The organism is Streptomyces sp. NPDC043896 (assembly GCF_056435605.1).
Map to the genome: position 1 here is coordinate 133,318 of NZ_JBWKEE010000009.1, position 12,720 is coordinate 146,037.

Genomic DNA, 12,720 nt, shown 5'->3' on the forward strand with positions numbered 1-12,720 from the left:
CGCTACTCGACCGACGGGCCTCCACGCGATTCGCCCCTGAAAGCCCCGTTCGCCGATGGCGCGTTGTATGCGCATTCTCCTGGTGCGGCACCCGGTGGGCGCCTACCGTGGTGAGCGGGAGGTTGTCGCGCGTGCACACTGCGTCGCGGTCGCGGCCTCCTTCCCTGCCCGTAGGACTCCGGCAGCCCAGACTGCCTGGGTCACGAGAGGAGAACCCATGTCGCTCGACGTCTCACCGGCCCTACTCGAACAGGCCGAGCGAGGCGAGGTCGACGAAGCCGCCTTCGTCGACTGCGTCCGGACCTCCCTGCCTTACGCATGGGAGATGATCAGCTCGTTGGTGGCCCAGCTGGAGGTTGAGGGCGGAGAGTTCGCCGACAACCAGACGCCGCCGCCGGACGAGCAGGCGCGCGGGCAGCTGCTGCGCGCGCTCGCGAGTGACGCGATACGGGGTGCGCTGCAGCGGCACTTCGGGGTGCGCCTGGCATTCCAGAACTGCCACCGGGTCGCGGTGTTCCCGCTGGATTCCTCGGTGGACGACCGGCTGGCCAAGTTCACCTCGATCCGCGGCCAGCTGCTCAACCAGTCTCCGGAGCTTCGGGACTGCTAGCAGGACCGGTACTCCGCTGCCGCTCCGTGTCGCGGGAGGTGCGACTGGCACAGGAGCGGCAGCCCCAGGCTCCGTACGGGGTCACACCAGCAGGGGGAGGACCTCCGAGCCGAGGCGCCGGACGTTGTCCTCCGTCGCGGCGAGATCGCCCGAGCCCTCCGTCAGCAGGGCGAAGCGGGTGATGCCCGTCCGCTCGGAGGTCTGCGCCAGCCGGTCCGCCGCCAGGGTGGGGCTGCCGACGGGGTGCAGCGAGCACAGCAGTTCCGTGTACGCGTGCGGGTCCCGCATCGCACGCTGCCGGGCGTCCACCGTCACATGGGCGTCCAGTCCCTGCCGGAACCACCCCGGCATCGCCTTCATCAGCGTCTCGCGGGCGTCGGCCGTGCGGTCGGCCAGCTGACAGACCCCGGCCGACACGTGCCCGGCCGCCCGTACGGCCTCCGGCGCGTGGCCGTGCGCCAGCGCGGTACGCCGCCACAGCGCGACCTGCTCGGCCTTCTCCTCGTCCCCGCAGTGCATGCCCAGCAGCATCGGCAGACCGCGCTCCGCGGCCAGCCGTACCGACGCCGGGGAGGTGCAGGCGACGATCACTTCCGGACCCGTCCCGTCGCCGTCCAGCGCGTCGGCCGGCCGCGGCACCACCGCCACCTCGCGGAAGGCGTGCCGCTCGCCGGCCGCCCCCACCCGGGACTCCGACAGCCAGCGCCGCAGCAGGTCCAGGTCCTCCGGGAAGCCCGACTCGTACGCCTCCAGACCGGCCCCGAACACCTCCAGGTCCACCCACGGCCCACCGCGCCCCACCCCGAGGACGAACCGGCCGCCCGAGGTGACGTGCAGCAGGGCCGCCTGCTCCCCGAGGGCCACCGGGTGGGTGTTCGGCAGTACGGTGACGGCGGTGCCCACCCGCAGCCGCCGGGTCCGGCCCAGCAGCAGCGCGGCCAGGGTCACCGCCGACGGGCAGACCCCGTACGGCACGAAGTGGTGCTCGGCGAGCCACACCGAGTCAAGCCCGGACTCCTCCGCGACCTCGGCGGTCCGCACCGCCCGGTGCAGTGCCTCGCCCTGTCCCTGGCCCGGGAACTGGGCCGCCAGTACAAACGCTCCTACGCGCATCATCGCCCTTAGCCTCCTCGCGGCTGACGCGGCCTCCCCCAGGCGGACCGACTCGTTGACGGCATCAACGTCTACTGGCAACAACGTCTGACACGTGCCAAAGGCACGGCCTGACAGGAAAGTTATTGAGATTGTCGGGCCAGCTCCCTCCGGAAGCCCTGCCTCCACCAGCCACCCTGCGGGTACCCCGGCTCGCTGCGCGTAGTCTGGGAGAAAGTCACTGCCGGCCGCCCCTTCGTGAGGTATACGTGTCACCGCGCCACAACCGCCCCCGCGGCGGCCAGACTCCGGACGAACGACCCGGCGCCGGCCTCGACCGGTTCGGGCTGGAGAGCACCGAGGAGTACCTGGGCGAGGAGTGGAAGGTCCGGCACGTCGCGGGGGCCGGCGCGGCCGGCAAGCGCTACCGCTGCCCGGGCTGCGACCAGGAGATCCCCTCGGGCACCCCGCACCTGGTGGCCTGGCCCGAGTACGGCGGCGTCGACGACCGGCGGCACTGGCACAAGGCCTGCTGGAACGCGAAGGACCGCCGCACCTCGAAGGTGCAGCGGTCCCGCAACGCGCCGCGCTACTGAGGGGTGCCGGCGGCCGTCAGACGTCGCGGCGGCCGACCACCGCGTACGAGGCGGCGACGGCGCTCGCCGTCACCACGACCAGCAGCATCAGCTGGACCACGTCGCTGGGGGCGGAGCGGCCCTCCATGTCGACGCCCTGGAGCCCGAACAGCTGGACCAGGCCCACCGGGGCGTTGTAGCGGAGCACCAGCCCCCCGAGCCCCGAGGTGGCGGGCCAGGACGTCAGTATCGCGCCGAGCACCGGGGGCATGGTGACCACCCCGAGCATGACCGCGATCCCGCCCGCGGAGTGCCGTACGAGTGCCCCGATCGCGAGTGCGAGGACACCCAGCAGGGTCACGTAGAAGGAACCGGCCACGGCGCCCGTCCAGTCGCTGAGGCCGTGCACCCCGGCGCCGGGGCCGTTGTGCAGGATCGCGGCCCAGAGGCCGACGAACAGCACCGAGGCCAGCGTGACGGCGAACGCGACGGAGCCGAACACCAGGTACTTCGCGGTGAGCACCCGCAGCCGCTCGGGGGCGGCCGTGAAGGTGGTCCGGATCAGGCCGGTGCCGTACTCCGAGGAGATCGTCAGCACGCCGAGCACGATCACCGACACCTGCCCGGCCATCAGCCCGAAGAGGGCGGGGCCGGTGAAGGGCAGGTACTCGTAGTCGGCGGGCGAGGTCTGGAGCACGGCGACCATGCCGACGCCGACGACCAGCGCCACGAGGGAGCCGAGCGTCCAGAGGGTGGAGCGCACGGAGGTCAGCTTGGTCCACTCCGAGGCCACGGCGTGCCCCAGGTGCGGCCGCGGCGTGGGCAGGGGCGAGCTGTACGTCCCCGGCTGCTCCGCGCTCGCCGCGGGCCCGCCGGCGGGGGTGGTGGTCATCGGGGGTCCTCGGAGGTGTTCTTGGCGGAGCCGGCGAGATCGGCGGCGCTGCCCGGCATCAGGAAGGGGCGCCCGGATCCGGGCGGCGGGGGAGCGAAGAAGCTCGCCGCGGTCTCGGCCGGGACGGCCGCCTCCTCCTCCCACTCCGGGACGGTCAGCGGCTCGGGCTCCCACAGCTCGGCCCGGGGGTCGTCGGTGGAGGTGTACTCGACGGAGGACTGGGTCATCCGCATGTAGGCCTCCTCCAGCGAGGCCCGGTGCGGGGACAGCTCCCACAGCCGTACGCCGGCCTCGTGCGCGAGGTCGCTGATGCGGGGCAGCTCCAGCCCGGTGACCCGCAGGGCCCCGTCGGGCTCCTGGAGGACCCGGCCGCCCGCCTTCGTCAGCGCGGTGCCCAGGGCCGTCCGGCCGTCGGTGCCGCCGGCCGTGGAGCCGGCGGCGGCACGGACCCGCGCGAATCCGGCCGAGTTGTGCGTGATGAAGTCCTGGGTGCTCATGTCGGCCAGCAGCCGGCCCCGGCCGATCACGATCAGGTGGTCGGCGGTCAGGGCCATCTCGCTCATCAGGTGGGAGGAGACGAAGACCGTCCGCCCCTCGGCGGCCAGCTGCCGCATCAGGTTGCGGACCCAGAGGATGCCCTCGGGGTCGAGGCCGTTGACCGGCTCGTCGAAGAGCAGCACCTGGGGGTCGCCGAGCAGGGCGGCCGCGATGCCGAGGCGCTGGCCCATGCCGAGGGAGAAGCCCTTGGTGCGCTGGCGGGCCGCGTCCTTGAGGCCGACGACGCCGAGGACCTCGTCCACCCGCTTCTCGGGGATCCCGGAGAGCTGGGCGATGGCCAGCAGGTGCGTGCGGGCCCGGCGGCCGCCGTGCATGGCCTTGGCGTCGAGCAGGGCGCCGACGTGCCGCTGGGCGTTCGGCAGCTCCCTGAATGGGAGGCCGTTGATGGTGACGCGGCCCGAGGTGGGCCGGTCCAGCCCGAGGACCATGCGCATGGTGGTGGACTTGCCGGAGCCGTTGGGCCCCAGGAAGCCGGTCACGTGCCCCGGCCTGACCTGGAAGGACAACTCGTCGACGGCCGTCTTCGCGCCGAAGCGCTTGGTCAGCCCGACTGCCTCGATCATCCTTCTGCCCCTTGCCGGCCGGGACGGCTTTCGTCCGCGTACGCCTTAAGAGGATATCGGGGCGCCCGTGGTTCCCGCCCGGGCCGGATCCCTGAGCTCCCCCTGAGCTCTCCCTGAGATCAGACCCGGGGATGTCCCGTAGTACGCGGGACGTCCGTCGTGAGACGGACACCCCGCGTCACCGCGTACCGGTCAGGCGTCCCGCTTCGCGAGGGTGAGGTACCCGCCGATCACGGCGGCCAGCGCCCACAGCGCCATGATCCCGAGCCCGCCCCAGGGGCCGTAGGGCGCGTCCGGGGCGGTGGCGGAGGCGGTCTCCATGATCGCGGTCCCGGCCGGGCTGGGCAGGTAGTCGGCGACCTTGCGGGTGGTGTCGGCCACCGCGAGGACGATGGGCAGGATCAGGACGAACATGATCAGGACCGAGATCGAGGCGGCGGAGTTCCGCAGGATCATGGACACGCCGATCGCGAACGCGGCGAGCAGCGCCAGGTACAGGCCGACGCCGATCACGGCGCGCAGGACGTTCTCCCCGCCCAGCCCGGTGCCGCGGTCGCCGAGGATGGCCTGTCCGAGGAAGAAGGACAGGAAACCGGTGGCGAGGCCGACGACCAGGGCCAGGCCGGTCGCCACGGTGACCTTGCCCAGCAGCAGGGTGCTGCGCCGGGGCACGGCCGCGAGGGAGGTGCGGATCATGCCCGTCCCGTACTCGCTGCCGACCACCATCGCGCCGAAGACCAGCATCGCCACCTGGCCGAGGAGCATCCCGGAGAAGCTCGTCTGCGTGGGGTCGAAGGCGGCCTGCGTGCTCTTGGGCATGTCGTCGAGGGTCGCGTTGAACACGGCGCACAGTCCGGCGCCGACGGCGACGGTGACCAGCAGTGTGGTGGCCAGGGTCCAGCTGGTGGAGGCGACGGTACGGATCTTGGTCCACTCGGACCGGAGGACGGCGGAGTAGGCCACGGTCACTCACCGCCCTTGCGGGCGGTCTCGAAGCCGGTGCCCCACGCGGGGCCGGCGGGCGCGGGTACGGGGGCGCCCGGCGCGTGGGCGTGGTATTCGACGGAATCCGCCGTCATGCGCATGAACGCTTCCTCAAGTGAAGCCCGTTGCGGGCTGAGTTCGTGCAGCACGATCTGGTGCTGGGCGGCCAGTTCGCCGAGCCGCTCGGACGTGACGCCGTCGATCTCCAGGGTGCCGGTGGCGGGCACGCTGACCGCGCTGACGCCGGCCTCGTGCAGGACGTCCTTGAGCCGTTCCTGCTGAGGTGAGCGCACGCGTACGTAACTGCGGGAGTTCTGCTGGATGAAATCGGACATCGGCAAGTCGGCGAGGAGCTTTCCCTGTCCGATGACGATCAAATGATCTGCGGTCAGGGCCATTTCACTCATCAAGTGGGAGGAGACGAAGATCGTCCTTCCTTCCGAAGCCAGCCCCTTCATAAGATTGCGGATCCAGAGAATTCCCTCGGGGTCAAGCCCGTTGACGGGCTCGTCGAACATCAAGATCTCCGGATCTCCCAGCAGGGCGGCGGCGATTCCCAGCCGTTGGCCCATTCCGAGCGAAAATCCTTTCGACTTCTTCTTGGCCACGGCCGTCAGGCCGACCAGGTCCAGCACTTCGGCCACCCGGCGCTCCGGGATCCGGTTCGCCTGGGCCAGGCACAGGAGGTTGTTGTACGCGCTGCGGCCGCCGTGCATGGCCTTCGCGTCCAGCAGTGCCCCGATGTGCTTCAGCGGTTCCGGCAGGTCCCGGTAGTGCTTCCCGTCGATCCGGACCGTACCGCCGGTCGGGCGGTCGAGGTCGAGCATCATGCGCATGGTCGTGGACTTGCCCGCCCCGTTGGGGCCGAGGAAGCCGGTCACCACCCCCGGTCTGACCTGGAAGCTGAGGTTGTCCACGGCGGTCTTCGCGCCGAATCGTTTCGTAAGGCCCTCAAGCTCGATCATGCGGCCACGCTAGAACGGCCAGGGGCCGTACGCCACCTCAAGAAGGTGACATACGGCCCCTGATGTGCCGGTTTGGCTACCGGCGAGTAGACGGCCGGTGTACGCGCGGGGCGTACACGGCGGTCCGCTAGCGGCTCTGCTGCGCCGGAACGCCGCGCGTGACCGGCTCGTCGTCGATCGGGGAGCCGGCGGCGGCCACGGCCGCGCCCGTCAGCGTCGCCAGCATCTCGCGGACGTTCGTCAGCTGGGCGTTGATGGAGTCGCGGCGGTTGGTCAGCGCCGCCAGCTCGCGCTCGGACTCGCTGCGGATGCGGTCGGCCTTGGCGTTGGCGTCGGCCACGATGTCCTCGGCCTGGCGCTGCGCGGTCTCCACCGTCTGGCGGGCCCGGCGCTCGGCGTCCGTACGCAGCTTCTCGGCCTCCAGGCGCAGCTGCTCGGCGCGGTGCTCGATCTCCGCAAGGCGCTTTTCGGCCTTCTGCTGACGCGAGGCCAGGTCGCGCTCCGACTGCTCGCGGCGCTTGGCCAGGTTGGTCTCGAAGTCCGCGGCGGCCTGGGCGGCCTTGGCGCGCGTCTCCTCGAACAGCGCGTCGGCCTCCTCGCGCTTGGAGGCCGCGTCCTTCTGGGCCTCGGCGCGCAGGGTGGCCGCGTCCCCCTTGGCCTTCTCGACGATGCGGACGCCCTCGTCCTCCGCCTTCGACTTCCGGTCCGCCGCGAACGACTCGGCGTCGTTGCGCACCTGCTGGGCCGCCGACTCGGCCAGCTCACGGTGCTGCTCGGCCGCGCGACGGGCCTCCTCGCGCAGGTCCTTCGCCTCCTCCTCGGCCAGGCGCAGGATCTTCTCGACCCGGGCGCCGAGACCGGCGTACGACGGCTCGGCGTCGCTCACCTGGGCCTGGGCGTTCTGCGTCTCGAGGTGCAGCTCCTCGATCCGCTTTTCCAGAGAGTTGATACGTCCTAGGGCGCTGTCGCGGTCGGAGACCAGCTTGGTAATGCGGTCGTCCACCTGACCGCGGTCGTAACCACGCCGCACGAGCTCGAAGCCGAAGGGGGAGGAAGTGTCGCTCATGGGGTTCCTGTCGAATGAGACCGATGAGGTGCTACGTGAGGTGTTAAGGGGAATCCTAGGCGCCAGGGCGGCGTGTCATCGAGTCAATCCGGGTTTGCCCTGGACAATGACACCCCTTTTGAGTGGCAAGGCGACGGAATGATTGTCACTCCTTCGACTGAACCTCCCTCAGAAGCACACATCCTGTCTTCTGACTACCCCTCTGACGCCTTGCCACTCGAACGAGTGGAACCCGCTGATGCGCCGGCCTTCACGCCCCCCGCGCCCTGACCGCCCAATGCGGGCTTTCCGCCACCCGAAGGTGCCTCGAATGATTCCAACGCCTCAAGAACGTCCTGGACACGGGAGATCTCCGCCTGAATGTCCTCGCGCCTGCGCACCAGGACCTCCAGCTCGCGACGGCCCTCGTCGACCAGCCGCTCCGCCTCCGCCGTCGCCTCCGCGAGCACCTTCTCGGCCTGCCGCGACAGCTCCGCCTTCTTCGTCTCGGCCTCCTTGAGCAGCGCCTCGGCCTTGCGCACGGCCGCGATGCGGACCTTGCTCGCCTCGCTGCTCGCGTCCGACACCAGCTCCTTGGCCTTCGCCTCCGCCTCGGCGCTCTGCTCGGTCGCCGCGCGGACCAGCTTGTCCACGCGCTCGCCGGCCGACTTCATCTGCTCCGCCGACTCCCGGCGGGCACGCTCGTGCAGCTCCTCGACCTCGGACTCCACGCGCGAACGCAGCTCCTCCGCCCGCTCCCTTATGGCGGCCGCGTCCGTACGCGCCCCCACCAGCAGCTCGTCCGCGTCCGTCCGGGCCTTCTCCACCGTGGAGTTGCCCTCGACGGTCGCCTCCGACGTGATGCGCGCCGCCTCCTTGCGGGCGGCGTCGACCATCGCGTCGGCCTGCTCCTCGGCCGCCGTGGTGGCGGCCAGCGCCTGCCGGCCCGCGTCCGCCGTCAGCTTGTCGGCCTCCGCCACCGCCTCCGTGATGAGCCGGTCCACCTGCTCCGCGGCCTCGGTACGCCGCTTGTTGGCCTCCTCGCGGGCCTCGTCGAGCAGCCGCTCGGACTCCTCGCGGGCCTCCGTACGGGTGCGCTCCGCGTCGGTCGCCGCCTCCGCCTTCACCCGCTCCGCCTCGGACCGGGTGCGCGTCGCGTGCTCCTGCGCCGAGGCCAGCGCCTCCGCCGCCTCCGCACGCAGCCGCTCCGCCTCCGCGGCCGCCTCGCCCACCGTGCGCTCGTTGTCCTTGCGGGTCTGCTCCGTGAGCTTGTCCGCCTCCGACGCCGCCTCGGTGATGAGCCGGTCCGCCTGCTCCGCGGCGTCGCTGCGCAGCCGGTTGCCCTCGGCGCGAGCCTCGTCCAGCGTCTGCTCGGCGTCCCGCTCCGCGGCCGCCCGGGTCTCCTCGGCCGCGGCCGTGACGCGCTCCGCCTCCGCGGTCGCCTCGCCGATGATCCGGCCGCCCTCGGTACGGGCCTCCTCCAGGGTGCGCGCCGCCTCCGCGACGAGCCGGCCGGCCTCGGCCGCGGCCTCGGCGACCGTGCGCTCGTTGGCCGCGCGGGTTTCCTCGACGAGCCGGTCGCCCTCCGCGCGCGACTCCACCAGGATCCGCGCCGAGTCCCGCTCGGCGGCGGCCAGCGTGTCGGCCGCCTGCGTCTTCAGGGCCTCCGCCCGCGCCTCGCCCTCCTCCAGGACCCGCGCGGCCCGGGCCGTCAGGCGCTCGGCCTCGGCCGCCGCCTCGCCGACCGTGGCGGCGTTCGCCGCACGCGTCTCCTCGGTGAGGCGCTCCGCCTCGGACGCCGCCTCGGTGATGAGCCGGTCCGCCTGCTCCGCGGCCTCGCTGCGCAGCCGGTTCGCCTCCGCGCGCGCCTCGTCCAGGGTCCCCGCGGCCTCGGTGCGGGTGGCGTCCGCCGCCTCCGCCGCCTCGGCCGTGAGCCGCTCGGCCTCCGCCCGGGCGTCGGCCACGGTCGCCGCGTTCGCCGCGAGGGTCTCCTCGGTGAGGCGCTCCGCCTCCGCCTCGGCCTCGGCCACGAGCCGGGCACCCTCGGTGCGCGAGGCCTCCAGGGACTCCGCCGCCTCGCCGCGGATCCGGTTCGCGTCGTCACGGGCGTCCGCCCGGGTACGCGCCGCGTCCCGCTCGGACGCCGCAAGGGCGTCCGTCGCCTCCGTACGCACCCGCTGCGCGTACTCCGCCGTGTCCGCCCGCAGCTGCTCGGCCTCGGCGATCGCGTCGCCGACCGTCCGCGCCGCCAGCTCCTTCGCCGCGTCCGTCTCGATCCGGGCCTCGCTGCGCACCCGCGCCGCGTCCTCGCCCGCGCGCTCGCGCTCCGCGTGGGCGTCGGCGCGGACCCGGTCCGCCTCCTCCTCCGCCTCGGTGCGCGTACGCTCCGCCGCGTGCTCGGCCGCGCTGCGCAGCCCGGCGATCTCCTCCTCGGCCTGCTCGTGCAGCCCGGCCACGGAGTCCCGTACCTGCTGGGCGGTGGCCTCGGCCGCCGCGACCAGCTCCGCCGCGCGGCGCTCCGCCTCCTCGGTCAGGCGGGCCGCCTCGGCCTGCGCCTCCTCCGAGCGCTTGCGGGCCTGCGCCAGCAGCTCCTCGTTCTGCTCACGGGCCTGCGCCCGCTCGTTCCCCGCGTCCGTACGGGCCGCCGACAGGGTCTCCTCGGCCTCCCGGCGGCGCCGCGCGGCCTCCTCCTGGGCGGCGGCCAGTGCCTCCGCGGCCTCCTCGGCGACCCGCTCGGCCGCCGCCTTCGCCTCGGCGCGCAGCCGGTCCGCGGTCTCCTGCGCCTCGGTGCGCACCCGCTCCGACTCGGCCTCCGCCTCGGCGCGCAGCCGTACGGAGACCAGCTCGGCCTCCGCGCGGACCCGGCCGGCGTCCTGCGCCGCCTCGGAACGCAGCTGCTCGGTCTCGGCCTCCGCCTGGGCCTGGAGCGTACGGATCCGCTCCGCCGCCTCGGCGCGCAGCCGGTCGTTCTCCTCGGTGGTCTCCCTGCGGATGTTCTCCGCCGCCAGCCGGGACTCGCGCAGCGTCTGCTCGGCCGACGTCAGCCGTGCCTCGGCGTCCGTCTGCAGCCGGGCCAGCTCCGCGTCGGCCTCCGCCCGCTTCGCCGCCAGGGCCTGCTCGGTCTCCTCGCGGCGCGCCCGTACCGCGGCGTCCGTCTCTGCGGCCAGGGCCTCGGCCCGCTCCTCGGCCTCCGCGCGCAGCCGCTCGGCCTCCGCGCGGGTGCGCTCCAGGGTCTCCTCCGCCTGCCGGCGCAGGGTGGTGGCCCGCTCCACGGCCTCGGCGCGGACCCGCTCGCTCTCGGCGGCGGCCCCGCCGCGCAGCTCGTCCGCGTCGGACTTGGCCTTGCCGAGCAGCTCCTCGGCGGTCCGGGCCGCCTCCTCGATCTGCTGCACCGCCTCGCGGCGTGCCTCGCCGCGGATGCGCTCGCCCTCGGCGACGGCCTCCGCGCGCAGCTGCTCGGCCTCGCCGCGCAGCCGCCGCGCCTCCTCCTGGAGTTCGACGGTGCGGGCCCGGTACTCCTCGGTGTCGTCCTTCGCGGCGCCCTTGAGCTCGTCGGCCGTGGCCGCCGCCTGGGCGCGCAGCCGCTCCGCCTCGGCCTCCGCCTCGCGGCGGATCCGCTCGGCCTCCTCGGAGGCGGCGCGGGTCGTCGCCCGCGCGTCCTCCGAGGCCTTGTTCAGTACGTCCTCGGCGGTGCGGGCCGCCTTCGCCAGCTGTGCCGCCGTGTCCTCGGCGGCGGCCGTACGGGCCTGCTCGCCGGCCTCGGTGCGCAGCCGCTCCGCCTCCGCGCGGGCGTCCGCCAGCGCGTGCTCGGCCTCGGCCTTGAGGGCCTCGGCCTCCTTGGTGGCCTCGCCGACCAGCCGGGCGACCTGCTCCTTCGCGGTGCGGGTGCGCTGGTCGTTGACGGACTCCGCCGAGGCGAGCTGCCGGGCGGCGCTCTCCTTGGCCTCCGCGAGGAGCTTCTCCGCCTCGGCCCGGGCCGCGCGCAGCGCCCCGTCGGCCTCCTGGACGCGGGCCTCGGCGACCCGGCCCAGGTCCATGGTCTGCTGCCGGGTCTGCTCGGCCTCGGCGGTGGTGGTGGTGCGCAGCCGCTCCGCGTGCTCGGTGGCCTCCTGGGCCTGCGCGGAGGCGGCGGCCAGCAGCCGCTCGGCCTCCTTGCGGGCGCGCAGCAGCGCCTGCTCGGCCTCGGTGCGCGCGGCCTCCGCGTCGGCGGCGAGCCGACGGCGGGCCTCCTCGGCGGTCCGGGCGGCCTCGGCGCGGGCGGCGTTCAGCGCCTGCTCGGCCTCGGCGCGGGACTCCTCCATGAGCCGGCGGGCCTGGGCCTCCGTACGGGCGCGCAGCTGCTCGGCCCAGGCGACGTTCTCGTTGACGTGCGCCTCGACGGTCTGGCGGCGCTCGTTGAGCTCCTGGTCCAGGCGCTGGCGCCGGTTGACGGCCTCGGCGTGCAGCTCGGCCTGGAGGCGCGCCTGGTGCTCGGCGTGCTCCTGAAGGATCCGCTGGGTCTGCGCCCGGGCGTCGCGCAGTTCGCGCTCGGCGTCCGAACGCATCTGGTCGGCCTGCACCTGGGCGTTGCGCAGCAGCTGCTCCGCCTGGTAGCCCATGTCCGCGCCGTCGTAGGCAGGGCGGGACGCGAGCGCGCGACGCACCTCATGCAGCTTGGCGCGCAGCACCTCGACCTGGTACCCGAGGTCCTCGGCGTGCTGGACGGCCTTCCCGCGCTCCTTCTTCAGCCGCTCCATCTCGGCTTCGAAGCGCGAGAGATGGTCGGCTTCGGCCTGATGGCTCTCCTGGCTTTCGTAGCCCCGCACAGCGCGGTCCCATCCGTCCCCTGGTCGCAAGCTCACTCCCAATTGAGCATCGCTCGCCCGCTGAACGACGCCCCCGGGGAAATGGTGTCAGATGTCGGGGCAGGGCTTGCAGGCCCCGACCCCGTTCCGCACCGAACCCCGGCCGAGCCATGGCCACTCTACCGGCCGGGGAATGGGGACATCAGTGCTCAGGGTTGGAGGTGACCAGTTCGGTGAGGACTCCGTGGCAGTCCTTGGGGTGCAGGAAGGTGATCCGGGAGCCCATGGAGCCGGTGCGGGGCTCGTCGTAGAGGACGCGGACGCCCTTGCCGCGGATGGCCTCCGCCTCGCCGTCGACGTCGGCCGTGCCGAAGGCGATGTGGTGGACGCCCTCGCCGTTCTTGGCCAGCCACTTGGCCACCGTGGAGTCCTCGCGGGTGGGTTCCAGGAGCTGGAGGTAGGAGGCCCCGCCGTCGGAGGTCTCGTTGATCTTGAGCATGGCCTCGCGGACGCCCTGCTCCTCGTTGACCTCGGTGTGGAACACCTCGAACCCGTACGTGGCACGGTAGAACTCGACGGTCTTGTCCAGGTCGAAGCAGGCGATTCCGATGTGGTCGATTCTTGTCAGCATGGGACCAGTGCACCGCTGAGG

General features: G+C 73.1%; 10 protein-coding genes. 2 read left to right on the forward strand and 8 right to left on the reverse strand.

Annotated features, from left to right (window positions below; translation table 11 throughout):
• Positions 1-217 precede the first annotated feature (217 nt).
• Positions 218-610 (forward strand): SCO5389 family protein, encoded by a 393-nt coding sequence (locus AC069X_RS15725; protein WP_007266607.1) that lies wholly within the window; start codon positions 218-220, stop codon positions 608-610.
• Between the two features lie 81 nt (positions 611-691).
• Here the strand turns inward: AC069X_RS15725 and AC069X_RS15730 are convergent, their stop codons facing one another.
• Positions 692-1,723 carry an LLM class flavin-dependent oxidoreductase gene (locus tag AC069X_RS15730; protein ID WP_478729254.1) on the reverse strand — a complete coding sequence of 344 codons (1,032 nt, stop codon included), beginning with the start codon at positions 1,721-1,723 and terminating at the stop codon, positions 692-694.
• A gap of 248 nt (positions 1,724-1,971) precedes the next feature.
• Here AC069X_RS15730 and AC069X_RS15735 point away from each other — a divergent pair, with 248 nt between their 5' ends.
• Complete coding sequence (locus AC069X_RS15735; RefSeq protein ID WP_478728985.1) at positions 1,972-2,298, forward strand: ATP/GTP-binding protein; 327 nt, start codon at positions 1,972-1,974, stop codon at positions 2,296-2,298.
• A 16-nt stretch (positions 2,299-2,314) separates the two neighbouring features.
• Here AC069X_RS15735 and AC069X_RS15740 read toward each other — a convergent pair whose 3' ends face one another.
• From AC069X_RS15740 to mce, 7 genes are all read right to left on the reverse strand, one after another.
• Entirely contained in the window at positions 2,315-3,169 is an 855-nt protein-coding gene (locus AC069X_RS15740; protein ID WP_478728987.1) for an ABC transporter permease, read from the reverse strand.
• Positions 3,166-4,290: an ABC transporter ATP-binding protein gene (locus AC069X_RS15745; protein ID WP_478728989.1), complete on the reverse strand. Its 1,125-nt coding sequence runs from the start codon at positions 4,288-4,290 to the stop codon at positions 3,166-3,168. The genes AC069X_RS15740 and AC069X_RS15745 overlap by 4 nt, the downstream gene beginning before the upstream one ends.
• A 192-nt stretch (positions 4,291-4,482) precedes the next feature.
• Positions 4,483-5,259: an ABC transporter permease gene (locus AC069X_RS15750; RefSeq protein WP_478728991.1), complete on the reverse strand. Its 777-nt coding sequence runs from the start codon at positions 5,257-5,259 to the stop codon at positions 4,483-4,485.
• Positions 5,256-6,239: an ABC transporter ATP-binding protein gene (locus AC069X_RS15755; RefSeq protein WP_478728993.1), complete on the reverse strand. Its 984-nt coding sequence runs from the start codon at positions 6,237-6,239 to the stop codon at positions 5,256-5,258. Before AC069X_RS15755 ends, AC069X_RS15750 begins: the two co-directional genes overlap by 4 nt.
• Before the next feature lie 127 nt (positions 6,240-6,366).
• The gene (locus AC069X_RS15760; RefSeq protein WP_042811317.1) at positions 6,367-7,305 is read right to left on the reverse strand and encodes a coiled-coil domain-containing protein; all 939 of its coding nucleotides are present in this window, start codon (positions 7,303-7,305) and stop codon (positions 6,367-6,369) included.
• Positions 7,306-7,499: 194 nt separating this feature from the next.
• Entirely contained in the window at positions 7,500-12,089 is a 4,590-nt protein-coding gene (gene scy, locus AC069X_RS15765) for a polarized growth protein Scy (protein ID WP_478728995.1), read from the reverse strand.
• 181 nt (positions 12,090-12,270) lie between these two features.
• Positions 12,271-12,699 (reverse strand): methylmalonyl-CoA epimerase, encoded by a 429-nt coding sequence (gene mce / locus AC069X_RS15770; protein WP_478728997.1) that lies wholly within the window; start codon positions 12,697-12,699, stop codon positions 12,271-12,273.
• Positions 12,700-12,720 lie beyond the last annotated feature (21 nt).